The organism is Gammaproteobacteria bacterium (assembly GCA_019748175.1).
Lineage (GTDB): Bacteria > Pseudomonadota > Gammaproteobacteria > JAIEPX01 > JAIEPX01 > JAIEPX01.
In genome coordinates, this window is the sequence record JAIEPX010000007.1 from 49,920 (window position 1) to 66,019 (window position 16,100).

Genomic DNA, 16,100 nt, shown 5'->3' on the forward strand with positions numbered 1-16,100 from the left:
GTATAGCACATTAATAAATTAGAGGTGTTTGAAAGAACCATATATTGATAAATGCTAGTGACAAGATAACTTTAAAATACAGTGGGAAGAGTTAATGTAGTTTCTTTCTCCAAGTCAATAACAGCATCAGTTCAAAGAGGCAAAGGCCGATTAAAATCACCATCCCCAAAATTATCAGAATGCAAAATTGGAATATTAATTCCGTTTTCCTCTAAGAGACTGAGAAATCTTTCGAACAATATTGGTTTAACGATTGCAAAACGATCATGATCGAGTTTGGAATCTAAAAAACTGCATAAAATAATGTCTTTTGCATCTTAAATGTCCCACTACGAATTAATTCCATCAACATTGTTTCGATGCGGCCTGGTCTTTGAGGTTGATCTTCGATTAAAACAATTTTAGCTTTTCCATATAGGGCGGTTTTTTTGTTCCCATGTGAGCGACAAGAATATTCAAGCATCAGTTAATTCACATGCCCAAAAATCCAAGAATGATTATTTTCTTAATTTCTTGCACCGTCAAGCCTTGAAGAATAGGAAAATTAAAGATATAATTCCTTTCAAGCAATCAGGCACATGATAAGATTTTTAATATTCTATTCAATATTTTTTAGCTTAACCAGGAATGCACTGTGAATACTCTTTCCCAGATTAAAAAAACCTTATCTAATTTAGCTCAAGAATCGAGCACAAATAATACTGTTTTTTTTAAAACCGATCCCGGTGGGTACGCTGAAAACGATCAATTTATTGGTGTAAGCGTTCCTGATTTACGAAAAATTGCAAAAGATTTTTCTGACGCTTCTCTGTACGAGATAAGCAAATTACTAAAATCGAAAATTAATGAAGAGCGTTTATTGGCCCTGATTCTACTTGTTAATCAATACCAGAAATCTGATAAAAATGCGCGGGCTGAACGTTTTCAATTTTATCTAGATCACTTAAAACATGTTAATAATTGGAACCTTGTTGATAGCTCCGCTCATTTGATTATTGGCGCTCATATATTAAATGATGACAAAAAACTTTTACTGACGCTGGGCAAATCAAAAGAAATGTGGGAACGAAGAATTGCAATTGTTTCGACGTGGTATTTTATTCGAAAAAATCAACTTGAATGGACGTTTAAGATTGCTCTTCTTTTGTTAAAAGATGAGCATGATTTAATTCATAAAGCAGTTGGCTGGATGTTACGCGAAGCGGGTAAAAAAAACGAAGTCATGCTGATTGAATTTCTTGATCAACATGCCACTAAAATGCCTAGAACTATGCTGCGATATTCTATTGAGAAATTTCCAGACACGAAAAGAAAATATTATTTATCATTGAAGTAAAAAACTCAGACTAAAATCCAACCAATCTCTATTTTTTATCAACTATTTTCCATTCGATTTCCCCTGCTCGCCCCCAAACAACAGAACTCTTTATTATATGATAGGTCGCAGTAATCCCAGGGTCGGCGTACATTAGCTTAGCGTGGATATCAGCTTTCCACAAAGTCCACACACCTTCTTGACATTTTAATTTAATATTCTTGCCACCACAACTATACGTTAATTCGATTTCAGATCCTCGAACAATAGAATCTTCCATAAGGCACATATCAGCTTGATTAGGATTTACTTGTGCTGCAGGGGAAATAGACAACGAAACATTTTTGATATATTTATTTTCAAGTTTACAGATATTATCAGTGTCGTTTTTTATACGCACGACTACCCGCGCATTTGCCTGGCATGATATAAAAATGAGCAATAACACGAGGGTGAATTTAAATAGTTTCATGCTTCTCTTAACCTATATATATTTTTGAATTTTCTTGAATTAATTGTTCAAGATGTTCCAACGAATTACTCCAACTTGACCCCATAATGCCGAACCCGTCTCTAATTTATATGTGCCTGTAATTCCTGGATCAGCATATTCTAATTTGGCATTCACTGCACCTGCAGAAATAAACCATAAATCTTCTTGGCAAGTAATACTTATTTTTTTACCACCACAATTAAAAAACAACTCGATTTCAGGGCCACGAAATCCAGAATCCATCATCCTAAAAATCCCTACATCATTCTGCGCAATTCTCACAGGGGGATAGGTATACAATAACCCGTGTTTTAACTCTTTGTTTACTAGCTTACAAATGTTATCTGTATCGTTTTCAATATATACCATCACTTCCGCAAAAGCCTGAAAGGAGATAAGAGCTAGTAAGAGCGGAGCAGAGTATTTGATTGCTTTCATGTTATTCCTAATAGTTAGGATAATGATGTTGGGTAAATCTGACATTTTCTGCGGCTCATGTCAAGAATTTAACAATTAGCCAGCAGCTCACACTGAACATGAGGCATGGTGGGAATACGTATTACCCGAGTTAGGTAGCAGAATCACTGTTTTTAGCCTAGAATTAATCAATCTCATGTTAGCTTGCCTAATGTTCTCTATGCACTTTTAGGTGAATAATCATGACAGAATACTGACAAGGAACCGGTCAATCATGGCTTCTTTATTTCAATGTTTGAGAAATTTCGCAATCCTGGCGATGATATTTGCCGGGACTACTGGTCAAGCCAGTCAAGTAGCCAACCCTGTCGCTTATTTGCTTGAAATCCAAGGGGCAATTGGTCCCGCTGTTTCTGATTTCGTGGTGCGTGGACTGGAAAAGGCGCAAGCGAATAAAGCCGAAGTTGTAATCATACAGATGGACACCCCCGGCGGATTATCGGAATCCATGCGAGAGATTAATAAAGCCATTTTAGCTTCGAGCGTACCTGTGGTGACTTATGTATCCCCCAGCGGAGCCCGAGCAGCAAGTGCAGGAACCTACATTCTTTACGCCAGTCATTTTGCGGTTATGGCACCCGGCACGAATTTAGGCGCCGCAACACCTGTATCAATCGGAATGCCAGGATCCTCTGAAGCATCCAAAGACAAACACGAATCCACTCTCGAACATAAAGCAACCAGTGATGCCACCGCCTATATTCGTAGCCTAGCTCAATTACGAGGACGCAATGTTCAGTGGGCAATGCAAGCCGTCATTAAAGCTGAAAGTTTATCTGAGAAAGAAGCGCTAGAAAAAAAAGTGATTGATTTTTCTGCGGACGATATACATCAGTTATTATCCGAATTAAATGGACGTCACACTGAAATTGGGGGCAAAACAGTTACTCTACTAACAAAAAATATCTCCTTAGAAAAAATTACACCTGACTGGAGAACACGATTTTTATCAGTAATCACAGATCCTAGCGTAGCTTACTTACTTTTGTTAGTTGGGATATATGGATTATTTTTAGAATTTACGACACCCGGCGTAACAGTCCCTGGAGCTATAGGCGCAATTGCATTATTTATCTCTGTGTATGCCTTGCAGTTGCTACCAGTAAACTATGCGGCATTAGGATTAATTATTTTAGGCATAGGTTTTTTAATTTCAGAGCTTTATATCACAAGCTACGGAATTTTAGGTCTTTGCGGCGCGATTGCATTTTTAATTGGATCTATTATGTTGATAGATACCAATGTTGCAGGCTTTGGAATTCCATTGCAACTCATTATTGGAGCAACAGTAATAACGGTAGGGCTTATATCATTAATTATAACGCTGGTTATACGAGCACAACACACACCTGAAGTCACAGGACGTGAGGCTATTTTAATTAGCACTGGAGAAGTTGTTGCTATTTACGATAATATTATTCAAGTTCGTATTCAAGGTGAAATTTGGCAAGCCAAATCATCATCGCCGCTGCATGTTGGACAACATGTAAAAGTAGTTGAAATGCATGGTCTTATTTTACAGGTTGAACCATTGGGAGAATCGTAATGGAAGTTTTTATTTTATTTGCGTTAGTTATTGTGGGATTCATTTTATTAAACACTATTCGTGTCATCAAACAATTTGAGCGCGGCGTCGTTTTAACTTTTGGACGGTTCTGGGGAATAAAAGCGCCTGGGTTACGTTTATTAATCCCAGGCGTACAAACCATGGTACGCATCGATTTACGTACAGTGGTAATGGATATACCTAGCCAAGATGTGATTTTACGAGATAATGTCTCAGCGCGCGTTAATGCCGTTTTGTATTTTCGTGTAGTTGATCCAGAAAAAGCCTATTTGCAAGTACAAAATTATTACGAAGCCACCAACCAATTAGCACAAACAACTTTACGATCGGTGCTAGGCCAGCATGAACTTGATGATGTTTTATCCGAACGTGACAAACTCAATGCGGATATTCAAAAAATACTAGATTCACAAACTGATGCCTGGGGCATTAAAGTCGGCATTGTAGAAATTAAACACATCGACATTGATGAAAGTATGATACGTGCGATTGCAAAACAAGCTGAAGCTGAACGTGAACGCCGTGCGAAAGTGATTCATGCTGAAGGTGAATTACAAGCCTCCGCCAAATTAGCTGAAGCTGCTGAGGTTTTATCCAGCAGCCGTGGCGGTATAACACTTCGATACTTGCAAACTTTAAATAGCATCTCCGAAGAAAATGCCACAACAATTGTTTTTCCTGTTGATCTTCTAGAAAAATTTGCAGGGATAATTTCAGGTGCTAAATCCTGATTTGTAGTTATATTTCAGGGTCGCGAAAATTTCGCGCCCCTGAACTTTTCATTTGCAAAATTTACCACCCTGCATCATCGATTGCCTCTAAATAAATCAAGACTAGTAAACTGCCTTCATGAACAGTTATATCAACAAAATCTTGATTAGCTCGATTAAAACAAGCGCTACGCCCTGGGAATGTTAATTCTGACCGATTTAAATCCCATTTTAATCCTTTGGTATCGACAATTGCAGAGGGCATTCCTAACAACGAAATTTTCTGTCCTTTTTTTACTGTGATTCGCTGAACCTCTGTGTTTTTAATTGTAAATCCATAAATAGGAGGCGCATAAAAGGCAGAATCTGTTTTTAAAAATATGTAATTAAGAGTATTTAACTACTCGTATCAATTCTAACATGCACCAGGCTCTTGGCTCAGGCGATTTCAGAAATTGTTTTAAGAGTTCACCTTGTACTGCCACATTACTCATTTACTCCACTTTAGTGGTGTATAATCTAGGGCATTATCTTCAAGACACTCAAGCTCACAACTGCTGGTCAGTTCATCATCCATTTCCTCTAACAAATTGCAAATTTGTTCTTTTTGTGATGTGATCGTAGCTTCGTTTGCCTGATTTTTTTCCATCATTAACTTTATTAGATCCGTTAATTTCGTATGATTATTATCAGCACTAAGAGACTGCAAGTCAGCAATTTGCTTCCTGAGTGTAGTATTTTCTGCATAGAGTTGGGCATTTTGCGCTTTTAGTGCAGGTTCATTCTGAGAGGCAAACTCTTTTTTACTTTGTGTTTCCACAAGCGTCACCCTAAGCGTTACGATTTGATCCACAAGTTTTTTATTTTGAATAATCAACAATGCTGCAAAACTTTCAGGTCCATAAAAAAAGTTTTCAGAGGATGTTAAGCTTCCATTAACACGAAGATCAGAGACTATTTTTAAATCGTCTAAAAATCCATTAAATCCATTGTCTAGACCATAGTGATTATAGTATTTTTTTCCATTCTCGAGTATCTCTTTAACTAGGGCCACAAGCTCAGTATCAGGATATACAGGGCAATTTTTATCCACGATGTGTTTCTCAAGAGCTTTTTTCAGTCTTCCAGCTTGTATCCGCCTTTCGCTCCAAGCTATGGGATCTGGACCAAGCAAACAGAGTTTGTTTTCAACTTTTACATACCATTTATCTAACAGTTTCTTGAGGCTTTGCCTGAAGGGCGATGGTTTTTGCAAATCATTGTATTGGCCTGAGATAATTTTGACGATAAGGTTATCAAAATAGGTGGGGCCTAATAATTCAACCAATTGATTTATTAGGGCATGACACGCATCTCTATTTTCATTCAGAGCCAGTGAAAAAATTGCCTCCAATTTATCAGTATAGCTCTCGGGGTAAGCCTTTCTGAACCAAAGAAAGCCTTCACTGAGATGTTTAAGCGATGCAATCATGGTCTCTTCATTTGGATCGAGCTCATTTCCATCGTTCCCAAAGTTCTCTTGTTTAAAAAATGCCATTCTAGATTTTCCCCTATAGGTAAAAGATCAAATTTATCAAAATAAAATAATGCATTAGTGAGTTATCGTCGCTCTACCAGGTCAGATCACATAAATCTGGGTCTCTATACTCGGAGCGTCAGCGAAAAATACTTTTTTAACTGTTTGCTGCGCTCCTTACTCTTAAATTTTAGGGGCAAATTTTTCATTCTGTGCAATGAGCCCAATAGCTTTATCGCTAGAACTCGTGCTATTTGTATTACTCGCTGGTTTTGCAAAAAAATGCATTCCCTGTTCAAAGCATTGAAGACGTTGATTGCGCCACTGAGGATTAGCTGCCAACCGCTCACTAGCGAGTACTCTTTTTTTTGCAACGTGATATTTTTCGGGTAATGTTGATTCGACCCATTCGTACCAACATATATCCATTTTCTGTTGAAATTTCTTCGTTCTTGCTCTTGTGATGATCATTTGAGCAAAGGCAGTGATTCGGATAGCTGCTTCGAGCTCTCCATTAGGCTTTTTACAAAGAATTTTTGCACCGACCTGAACAGAAAACGCTTTTAATTTTAGCTGAAGGTTTTTTAACTGTTTCGCATCTTTCCCAGTGAGATCCATTTGTTCGTTATATTGCAATAGTGCTTGATTGAATGTAGTGCTGTATTCATTATTGAGCATTCTTGCTTCATTACTATCATAGATAGCGAGAAATTCAAGACGCGTTTTAATTTTGGTGTCCAATTTATCTAATTTTTCTTTACGTACCTCTGCAAGAAAATCACCTAATTGATTGATAATATATTCGCAATCTACTACGTCGCTGCAAGTAATTCGCACATAACCTTTTTTAGAGTTTACGCCAAAATACGATAATGGACACAGCATGATCTGCTTACGAAAAATAAGATCTTTAACAAGTGTTTCATCATCAATAATATGCGTCATTTCAGGCAGTGCTTGTTTTGTATCTGAATGTGGTTCAATGCCTAAACAATCACTCAAATCAGCTAATACGTAAAATGTACCGCTGACCGTGTAATTTTTATCAGGCATGGCAGCACCTATATCGATAAGAGCGTTATAAACAAATTCCACCATAGAACCATAGTAACTACTGATTAAAGCTTCCTCTTCTGCATCAAGTTTTGTCATGGCATAGGCATAAGCTTTAGAACAGATAATAGGAGCATGCCCACAGAAGTTTGAATGCGCTTGCACAATTTCAGCGAGAAGTTTCTTATTTTTGCAGGCTAATATGGCGACGCGCTCACCTGCCAGTGACATACCTTTGGTTCCAGACCTCAACAGCACGATTCGATCTTCTAGCTCTGGCGCGACTTCCACAAGTGAATAGTGATCTTGCCCGTCCAAATGCATTTCTGCATAGGACTCGTCCAGGAGAATTGGCGTTGACTTTAATGTATCATCTTCCAAAATAATATTTGCAATAGCTCGCCATTCTTCTGCCGATAGTGTTGCACCAGTCGGATTATTGGGGTAGCAAAATACAAAAGCGCTGATTTCTCCTCCATCTAGAAAAGCTTGTCTTTTTGCAGTGCTAATCGCTTCAAACAAAACTTGAGGATTAAGTTTGTAACCTGGCAGTTTCAACACATCGAATGTATGAAGACGATTTTTTCTGCCACCGCCCGCATGTAATGGATAATAAGGCGATGGAGTGATGATACGACCATGTGGTTTGTTCGAGTTAATGGCCATAAAAAAGGAGGCTATACCTGATGATCCACCTACCGTGAAAAGAATGTGATCATAGTGAAACGGTCTCTCAGTCGGCAAACGGTATAATCGGGTCAATGCGCTAGCCATGTTTTCACGAGCACTGAGAAGTCCAGCAGGATTATCGGGTCTCTCTTCATGAGCATTAAGTGCGTGAATTTCTTGTAAAAGGTCTAATGGATAACCTTCCCGAGCAATTTTGTCGGGGTCTGAGGATTGTCTTATCTGCTCCTCGTAATGACTAAGTAGTTCATCACTTTTTTTCGCATTCTCATCAAGTGTCTGCCAACTTGCAATGATACTTTCTAGAAAGTGCTGATTTGCAGGAAAGGTTGGTTTGCCTATACCAGCAATGGCTATCTGTTTGCCTGTGTTTTCACTGTGTCGCTTAGCAAGACTGTGAAGTGCCATTATCCTATCGCCCTCTCGAGGCTGACTAATGGGAGTTTTTAACATTGCCGTAGAGTCTCCTTTTTAAAGAGGATATCAAAAAGTCATGAGTATTCAATGGGTAGCAAATACCCATTCAGTAGCCTTAAAAAATGTGTATAATCCTTAAAGTTTGCATGTAATGGGTCTGTTCTGATCCGTTGACGGCATATGATGAAATGAGGGGTATCACGATGTTTCATGAAAACACTATCCGAGAAGCGATTAATACATACAATAAATCCACTGATTGCATTTTTTGGAAAGATTTGCAAAGCAACTATCGAATGATGAATAATGAATTTGCGAGATTGGTAGGCTTTAAATCATCTAATGCTTCATTTAATAACTTTAATGATTTTGCAATGCCCTGCGAAGCCTCAGACTTAGCTGATAAATTTATCGCTGCAGACCAGGAAGTGATACGCACAGGTAAACCCGTCACTAGTATCGAATATTGTCGCTATATCGACGGTGCTTGGAGAGTACATTATGATAGAAAATCTCCTTTATTTAATTCAAGAGGAGAAATGATAGGGATATCCTCTCATGCAATGGATGTGACTGACTGTCCAATAATGCGATCTGTAATAGCACTGACTTCACCGATTGGGAAATGCCATCGAATTAATCAGCAACAATCTTATCAACTGAAAACGAATTATGATAATTTTGATTTGAGCGTACTCCAATCAGAAATATTATTTTTGATGCTTCGAGGTATGTCGTCAAAGGAAATTGCGCGACGTTTAGGCAGAAGTCCTAGAACCATTGAAAAGCACCGTACAAAAATAAAAGAAAAAATGGGCTGCCAAAATCAATCTCAATTGTTTGAGAAAACAATTGCCAGCGGGGCTGGCCTATTTATCCCTCAATCTCTGCTTGGTAAGAAAGAAAAAAGCGGTTGATTACGTTGTTTTTTCGGAGCACCTAGTAGCTTATCTTCCAGTAGTGCACTTTGAACAAACACGGCATTCATTGCTTCTAATAAGCTAATGTAATCTATAACAGTTTGAGTATGATCAATGGTCATTTCGCTGACGAGATTGCGCCAGGATATTTGTTTAGTGTAATGTTTTACAATGCCTTGTAATATTTCTCTAAGAAATGGTTCGCTTTTGTCACGTTTCAGAAAATCGCCTTTCATCCAATCTGAATAAATTGCTAATGTGCTTGTTGATATCGATTGGCTACGGGAGCACTCATTTATTGCTGTTAAAAAACCATCAGCATTGAGAAAAAATGCGTTTGAAATCCCTGCATATTTTACCACCCTGCATCATCGATTGCCTCTAAATAAATCAAGACTAGTAAACTGCCTTCATGAACAGTTATATCAACAAAATCTTGATTAGCTCGATTAAAACAAGCGCTACGCCCTGGGAATGTTAATTCTGACCGATTTAAATCCCATTTTAATCCTTTGGTATCGACAATTGCAGAGGGCATTCCTAACAACGAAATTTTCTGTCCTTTTTTTACTGTGATTCGCTGAACCTCTGTGTTTTTAATTGTAAATCCATAAATAGGAGGCGCATAAAAGGCAGAATCTGTTTTTAAAAAAATATTAATATTTTGAATGATATGATCAACAAAACCGCCATGAACTCCTACAATGATTGCAGGCAATAAATTTTCTTCAGTCATGTAGGATAAACATTTTTGAAAATCGGAAGAACTTTGATCAGGCATGTGAAGATGATCATAATCCTTTAAATCTTCTTTAGTGACGCTATCGAAATCTCCAATAGTCATATGAGGTTTAATATTCATTTTCTGCAATTTGAGAAAAGCGCCATCCGCTGCAATTATCGGTAAATTGCGTAGAAAAAATTCACGCTCTGGTAATTCACCATTGAGACAAAGAATGGAACGAAATCGACTATCGTCCAGCATTATCATAATACCGTTTTTGTACAATCAACAATATGCTACTCAATAAACACACAATATTACTCGCAACCACAAAACCGGCCTGAATAAATGTGCCATAAACAATCCACGCCAAAGAGCATAGTAAATAATTCAACACCATCAACATTGATATGTCATGAGTCGATCGTGTCTTATAGGCTTTGTAGGATTGTGGTAGAAAACCAATGAATGAGGTAATTAGCGCAATAAAACCAAAAATGGATTGTACAATAAACATAACATTTTCCTCCGCTCAGATTATTGAGATCAGGTTCTACCTAGACTATGCAGTTGGGATCTAGGCTTTAAAGGGTTAGCGAGTGGCTTCTCAGCCCAGGCTGGCCCTGAGCACCCCTAATGTAGGCTCGATTATATATCAAAGACGGTCATGGCGTAAATGATTAAGCCTGCTTCGACTTGACAGAAGCGGGCTAAAACGGCACTATTCTTGGCTTCTCATGGCTATGTAGCTCAGCTGGTTAGAGCATGGCATTCATAATGCCGGGGTCGGTGGTTCGAGTCCACCCATAGCCACCAACTTCCTCTCTCATTAGAAATCTTTTGCCACTCGCAACAATTGTTTACGTAGCCCATTGCGCCAGCAAATCATCGTCCACTTCGCTCAGATTCGCAGGCTGCCAACGAGGTTTACGATCTTTATCGATGATGGCTGCGCGAACGCCTTCAGCAAAATCGGGGTGCTGCAAAAAACGTTCTGTGAGTTTCAACTCGAAATCCATGCACGCATCAAAATCTTGTAACAATGCTTGATTTAAAAGTTTAAATGTTATTTTAAGACTGGTAGGCGATTTTTGTTTGAGAAGAGCTAAAATCACGGCGCATCTTTCAGATGTTGATGCTGATAAATTCTGAATAATTTCTTCAATTGTACTTGCAGAAAAGCAGCGATCAATTTCGATTTGATCATTTAATAATGGGCTTTGCTGAACAGTCAATTGCCAACGTTTCAATAACTCTGAAACTTGCATGTGCGCATCATGATCAAAATCTAACGTTGTCATTTCTTCGATCACATTAGCGAAATCTCGTTTATCAATAACAAAATCGATTAATCCTAGATATAATGCATCATACGCATTCACTATATCGCCCGATAAACCAAGATACCAACCTAATTTTCCTGGACAATGAGATAAAAAATGACTACCGCCTATGTCCGGATAAAAACCAATACCTGTTTCGGGCATAGCTAATTGAAGAGATTCGTCGGCAACACGATGAGAACCATGCACAGAAACTCCTAACCCACCGCCCATCGTAATTCCATGCAATAAAGCAACATACGGTTTATTAAAATGAAATAATCGACGATTCATTTGATATTCTTGTCTAAAAAAATTCATTGCTTGTTCTGAATCAGTGCGCGCAATTTCACTTACAATACGCACATCACCTCCTGCACAAAATGCACGATCACCCGCACCTTGAATTATCACTGCCTTAATATTGTCGTCTTGCTGCCATTGCAGAAGATGCCCATCAATAATCTTACACATGGACATGGTAAGCGCATTGAGCGCTTGAGGCCTATTCAATGTGATTAAAGCAATTTCACCTTTTTTTGCAGGGAGTTGAGTGATTTCAATATCAGAGTGACTCATTGTCTTGTTCTCGCTGGTGATTAAAGTGAGGAACTGCGGACAGTAATTCTTTCGTGTAAGGATGTTGTGGATGTATCAAAATATCTTCAACAGAACCCGACTCCACAATTTTTCCTGCGCGCATCACTGCCACATCGTGAGCCATTTTTGACACTACAGCAAAATCATGGGTGATCATTAGATAGGATAATTGCATTTCAGATTGTAATGATTGTAATAAATTTAAAACGTGCTGTTGTATACTGACATCCAATGAGCTTGTGGGCTCATCGCAAATGATACACTCGGGCTGAACAGCCAATGCTCGAGCAATACAAATTCGTTGACGCTGCCCACCAGAAAACTCGTGTGGGAAACGATAACGGTATTCAGGATCTAAACCTACTTTAATTAATAAATCCTGAACAAATTTATCTCGCTCTTGCTCATTCTTTCCAATTTTTTGTGTAATCATACCTTCTGCAATAATATCTTTGACGATCATTCGTGGATTCATTGACGAATAAGGATCTTGGAAAATCATTTGAAATTTTGCACGTAATTTTTGTAATTGCGCGTGCTGAGCATTCACAAGCTGTTCACCCTTGTAAATTACACTCCCATCAGTAATTGATAGTAATTGTAAAATTCCAAGTCCTGTTGTTGTTTTTCCAGAGCCTGATTCACCTACCAGCGCCAACGTTCTACCTGGATAGAGATTTAAACTCACTCCGTCCACAGCTTTTACTGAACCCACTACTCGTTTAAACAATCCTTTTCGGATTGGAAAGTGAATCTTGAGATTTTCAATTTGTGCAATGGGTTTTTGTGTAGGCGGATGACAGGGTAATATGTTTCGCCAATCTGCTACTGCAGTCAATAATTGCTGACTATAAGGATGTTGCGGATTTTGAAAAAATTGTTTTGTCTCAGCTTGTTCAACGATTTCACCTTCCTTCATCACAATAACATAATCAGCCATTTGATATACAACTCCAAGATTATGGGTAATAAATAAAATGCCCATTTTACGTTGAGTTTGAATTTCTTTTAACTTATCTAACACCTGTTTTTGTATAGTCACATCTAATGCTGTTGTGGGTTCATCAGCAATCAATAATTTTGGTTCACCCGCTAATGCCACTGCGATCATAGCTCGTTGTTTCATTCCACCCGAAAGTTCGAATGGATATTTTTTTGCACAACTAGCAGGCTCAGCAATACCCACTTCCGCTAATAAAGCTACGATTTTATTGTGGCGCTGTTTTCGAGACATTGTTGGCTTATGAATTCTCAACACTTCATTAACTTGATGTCCGATTGTTAAAACCGGATTCAATGCTGTCATCGCCTCTTGAAAAATCATTCCAATTTTTCCACCGCGAATTTTTCGCATTTCCAATTCTGTGCACGTTAGAAGATCTTTTCCTTCAAACGCAATAGTACTGGTTTGAGAAATCACACCATTCAATGGTAATAACTGCATTATTGACAATGATGTCAGCGTTTTACCACTGCCCGACTCCCCCACTAAGGCAAGTGTTTTACCCGCTTCAATAGAAAAAGTGACATGCTTCACAACAGGTCTGATTTCATCGCATGTCTTTAATCCAACACATAGATTATCAATTTGTAAAAGCGCTTGATTCACTGACATTAATGTGCATCCCGTAATCGTGGATCAAAAGCGTCACGCACAGCATCTGAAAAAAGATTAGCCGCTAATACGAGCGTGAACATAAACAGAAATGCAGAAAAAAGTGGCCACCATACAGCCGGTTCTCTCGCAAGATCCAAACGCGCACTATTAATCATATTTCCCCAACTAAATGACGTTGGATCCACGCCAACGCCAACATAAGACAAAACTGCTTCAGCAAGAACTAACGAACTAAAATCAAGCACGATAGTGATCAAAACAATATGCAGAACGTTCGGAAAAATATGACGTAAAATTATTTTGAATCTCGTTACACCGAGAGCAGTTGCCGCCCTAACATAATCCATTTCTCGGATTTTCAAAGTTTCAGCTCTCAATAAACGACACAACGATGTCCAACTTGTTACACCCAAAATCACACACAAAGCGAGCAATCGAATATCAGCACGTTCAGCGTTGGTTTGAAATGTCATTGGATGATTACTGATATAAACCTGAATGGAAATAACTGACGCTGAAATTAGTAGCACACCCGGTATAGAACTTAAGGTTGTATAGAGATACTGAATAATGTCATCAATCCATCCACCAAAAAAGCCTGCCATCATTCCCAAAAGCAAAGCAAAAGGTAACATGACTAGGGTCGTAATAGTGCCTATAATAATCCCTGTACGCACACTTTTAAGGGATTGGTAAAAAACATCGGCGCCTACTTTATCAGTTCCTAAAATGTGGTAATGAGCAAGCGGTGGATAATTACGATTTTGTTGGCCAGTTGGAAAGGTAATATTAGATTTCACAAATGAATGAGTTGCCATAGGTGCCGAATAGGTTTGTTCGTATTGCTGACCTATTGGAGCCAAAATTTGATCAAGAACACTGACGACATGTGCAGAATAATAACGTTGTTGATGATTACCTTTGACCACAGCTGGCCTAAAATGAATTGAATCTAAAACCGCAACGACTGAAAACAAAATTAATACAATACACGCCACCATTGCCAGTTTATTGCGCCCAACTTGTTGCCAAGGCAAAAGCCATTGTTCATGTCGACGCACCCAAAAAATAAAAATTAACACACTAATCAATAATAGATATAGCAACGCATCTGTTGTTAATATTACCCATTGGAATAGCATCCAGGCCTCCGAATTAATGCGTCTCAATTGATATTGGCAACTGAAAAATCCCTAGAAAATCAAACATGAGTTTTCCATTTGAGAAAAGTTTACCTTCTTTCAACTCATAATTTCCTACATAATTTTCACCCTTGATAATTAACCATCCATCCTGTTGCAGTGAGGCCAAATGCTCATCTGCCGCGGTTTCTGCTATCTGCGTGGCTTGAGTATAATCAGGCAACTCCGCTCGTTCTTTTGCATTTTTAGTTATTGCGGCATTAATCGCTATTTCAGCCTCATTGGATAATATTGATTTAAGCAAAGACTTCGGAATCGTGAGAGCACATTGCCCTGTTATGCTTTTAGCCAAAACGAATGGGTCAACAATCCCCTTCTCTTGAGCTGTTGTAGCTATAGCTAATTTTATATTGACATCACCCGCTGGAGCTTTTGTATTAAATGCAACATCAAGAGAAGCCCCATTAATCATATGTATTAGATCGGGCAACAACTGCAACCCAACCCATCGTAATTGTTCTTCTGGCATGGATTCTAAATCCATAATCCTCACCCTTTCAGAAACAGATTTTAATTCTCTTCCAGAAAGGCCATTCACTTGAACAACTAAATTTGTAGGACCATAATGTTGATCTTGTAGCTCTAATTTATCTACTTGATATTTCATCACTGTCGTTATTTTTTCATCTTTAAAATCGCTGTGTTGAGCCGCCTTGATTCCAGAAATAGCCATAATTGGTCTTGAATTGCTTATTAGCTTTATGTTATCGACTCTAAAATTCAAATCTCCAAACCATAAAGTATAAATTCCCTGCTTCATATCGACATCAATCTGAACTGGTGATGAACTAAAAATTGGATTTCCCTTCAAATCAGAGACGAAAACCGGAGCTATTGTGCTATTAAAAGCAAATTTTTTCATATCATTTGAGGCATCACTTATCATTCTGAGACCTGACCATTTTAATTGCCAATTATTATCAACATCCGTATAATTGACATCAGCGACCTTAGACTCATTAGATACATCACCAAAATAGTGAATCAATGATGCACTAGTCACTAATTTTTTATCACCAACAATTTTTTTTATCCATCGTATTCCGTGATCGTTCCAGGGTAAATCAACTGAGGAATTTATTAATGCGAGTCCGAATCGAATATTAAAATTGTTATTGCTCTGAAATATAACAGGTCCATGCTGAATGGATAAATCGAGGACAAAAGGAATATTTTTTTCGCTCGCCAATTGATATTCAACTTGGAGTAGTGGTGATAAATATTTTGAAATCGCCCCAGAAAGTTTGGCGGAATGTAATCGAACGTTAATTGTTGCTGTGGAGCTAAACCAACCCCGATGATAATGCTCTATATCCAATCCGGTATAGTTTCTTTTAATTACTTGTTCCGCCAGAATCCCCATTCCAAATGGCAAAATTAACAATAGGCCACCAACACATAGCATGGTGATAACTAGCTTTTTCATCAAAACTACTCCAACAGTCCTTTGTTCCAGTCAGCATACACAAGTTATAATAA

Annotated in this window: 17 protein-coding genes and 1 tRNA gene; 5 read left to right on the top strand and 13 right to left on the bottom strand. The window is 38.3% G+C overall.

Annotated features, from left to right (window positions below):
• Positions 1-283: 283 nt before the first annotated feature.
• Entirely contained in the window at positions 284-463 is a 180-nt protein-coding gene (locus tag K2X50_03160; GenBank protein MBX9586237.1) for a hypothetical protein, read from the bottom strand.
• 171 nt (positions 464-634) lie between these two features.
• Between K2X50_03160 and K2X50_03165 the strand changes: the two genes are divergently transcribed.
• Positions 635-1,336, top strand: coding sequence for a DNA alkylation repair protein (locus K2X50_03165; protein ID MBX9586238.1), 702 nt, complete (start codon positions 635-637; stop codon positions 1,334-1,336).
• 28 nt (positions 1,337-1,364) lie between these two features.
• Here K2X50_03165 and K2X50_03170 read toward each other — a convergent pair whose 3' ends face one another.
• Together K2X50_03170 and K2X50_03175 are read right to left on the bottom strand one after the other, a co-directional pair.
• Positions 1,365-1,787: a hypothetical protein gene (locus K2X50_03170; GenBank protein MBX9586239.1), complete on the bottom strand. Its 423-nt coding sequence runs from the start codon at positions 1,785-1,787 to the stop codon at positions 1,365-1,367.
• Between the two features lie 39 nt (positions 1,788-1,826).
• Positions 1,827-2,246, bottom strand: a complete 420-nt coding sequence (locus K2X50_03175) for a hypothetical protein (GenBank protein ID MBX9586240.1) — start codon at positions 2,244-2,246, stop codon at positions 1,827-1,829.
• 253 nt (positions 2,247-2,499) lie between these two features.
• On the opposite strand from K2X50_03175, the gene K2X50_03180 reads away from it, so the two are divergent.
• Together K2X50_03180 and K2X50_03185 are read left to right on the top strand one after the other, a co-directional pair.
• The gene (locus tag K2X50_03180; protein MBX9586241.1) at positions 2,500-3,831 is read left to right on the top strand and encodes a nodulation protein NfeD; all 1,332 of its coding nucleotides are present in this window, start codon (positions 2,500-2,502) and stop codon (positions 3,829-3,831) included.
• Positions 3,831-4,583 (top strand): slipin family protein, encoded by a 753-nt coding sequence (locus K2X50_03185; protein MBX9586242.1) that lies wholly within the window; start codon positions 3,831-3,833, stop codon positions 4,581-4,583. Before K2X50_03180 ends, K2X50_03185 begins: the two co-directional genes overlap by 1 nt.
• Before the next feature lie 61 nt (positions 4,584-4,644).
• Here K2X50_03185 and K2X50_03190 read toward each other — a convergent pair whose 3' ends face one another.
• The 3 genes from K2X50_03190 to K2X50_03200 all read right to left on the bottom strand — a co-directional run bounded on the left by K2X50_03190 (position 4,645) and on the right by K2X50_03200 (position 8,271).
• Positions 4,645-4,827 carry a hypothetical protein gene (locus K2X50_03190; protein MBX9586243.1) on the bottom strand — a complete coding sequence of 61 codons (183 nt, stop codon included), beginning with the start codon at positions 4,825-4,827 and terminating at the stop codon, positions 4,645-4,647.
• Positions 4,828-5,052: 225 nt separating this feature from the next.
• Positions 5,053-6,099: a hypothetical protein gene (locus K2X50_03195; protein MBX9586244.1), complete on the bottom strand. Its 1,047-nt coding sequence runs from the start codon at positions 6,097-6,099 to the stop codon at positions 5,053-5,055.
• Positions 6,100-6,261: 162 nt separating this feature from the next.
• Positions 6,262-8,271: a pyridoxal phosphate-dependent aminotransferase gene (locus K2X50_03200; GenBank protein ID MBX9586245.1), complete on the bottom strand. Its 2,010-nt coding sequence runs from the start codon at positions 8,269-8,271 to the stop codon at positions 6,262-6,264.
• Between the two features lie 167 nt (positions 8,272-8,438).
• Here K2X50_03200 and K2X50_03205 point away from each other — a divergent pair, with 167 nt between their 5' ends.
• Positions 8,439-9,152, top strand: a complete 714-nt coding sequence (locus K2X50_03205) for a helix-turn-helix transcriptional regulator (GenBank protein ID MBX9586246.1) — start codon at positions 8,439-8,441, stop codon at positions 9,150-9,152.
• Here K2X50_03205 and K2X50_03210 read toward each other — a convergent pair.
• From K2X50_03210 to K2X50_03220, 3 genes are read right to left on the bottom strand one after another with little or no spacing between them, the layout of a single operon-like run.
• Positions 9,116-9,517 carry a hypothetical protein gene (locus K2X50_03210; protein MBX9586247.1) on the bottom strand — a complete coding sequence of 134 codons (402 nt, stop codon included), beginning with the start codon at positions 9,515-9,517 and terminating at the stop codon, positions 9,116-9,118. The two genes, K2X50_03205 and K2X50_03210, sit on opposite strands and share 37 nt — an antisense overlap.
• The gene (locus K2X50_03215) at positions 9,511-10,146 is read right to left on the bottom strand and encodes a thiamine diphosphokinase (protein ID MBX9586248.1); all 636 of its coding nucleotides are present in this window, start codon (positions 10,144-10,146) and stop codon (positions 9,511-9,513) included. Before K2X50_03215 ends, K2X50_03210 begins: the two co-directional genes overlap by 7 nt.
• Positions 10,127-10,396, bottom strand: coding sequence for a hypothetical protein (locus K2X50_03220; protein MBX9586249.1), 270 nt, complete (start codon positions 10,394-10,396; stop codon positions 10,127-10,129). The genes K2X50_03215 and K2X50_03220 overlap by 20 nt, the downstream gene beginning before the upstream one ends.
• Positions 10,397-10,618: 222 nt before the next feature.
• Here K2X50_03220 and K2X50_03225 point away from each other — a divergent pair.
• A tRNA-Met gene (locus K2X50_03225) sits at positions 10,619-10,695 on the top strand.
• A gap of 44 nt (positions 10,696-10,739) precedes the next feature.
• Here the strand turns inward: K2X50_03225 and K2X50_03230 are convergent.
• From K2X50_03230 to K2X50_03245, 4 genes are read right to left on the bottom strand one after another with little or no spacing between them, the layout of a single operon-like run.
• Positions 10,740-11,780 carry an enoyl-CoA hydratase/isomerase family protein gene (locus K2X50_03230; protein MBX9586250.1) on the bottom strand — a complete coding sequence of 347 codons (1,041 nt, stop codon included), beginning with the start codon at positions 11,778-11,780 and terminating at the stop codon, positions 10,740-10,742.
• Positions 11,767-13,416 carry a dipeptide ABC transporter ATP-binding protein gene (locus tag K2X50_03235; protein MBX9586251.1) on the bottom strand — a complete coding sequence of 550 codons (1,650 nt, stop codon included), beginning with the start codon at positions 13,414-13,416 and terminating at the stop codon, positions 11,767-11,769. The genes K2X50_03230 and K2X50_03235 overlap by 14 nt, the downstream gene beginning before the upstream one ends.
• Positions 13,416-14,561, bottom strand: coding sequence for an ABC transporter permease (locus K2X50_03240; GenBank protein ID MBX9586252.1), 1,146 nt, complete (start codon positions 14,559-14,561; stop codon positions 13,416-13,418). Before K2X50_03240 ends, K2X50_03235 begins: the two co-directional genes overlap by 1 nt.
• Positions 14,562-14,574: 13 nt before the next feature.
• Positions 14,575-16,047 (bottom strand): YdgA family protein, encoded by a 1,473-nt coding sequence (locus K2X50_03245; protein ID MBX9586253.1) that lies wholly within the window; start codon positions 16,045-16,047, stop codon positions 14,575-14,577.
• Positions 16,048-16,100: the final 53 nt, after the last annotated feature.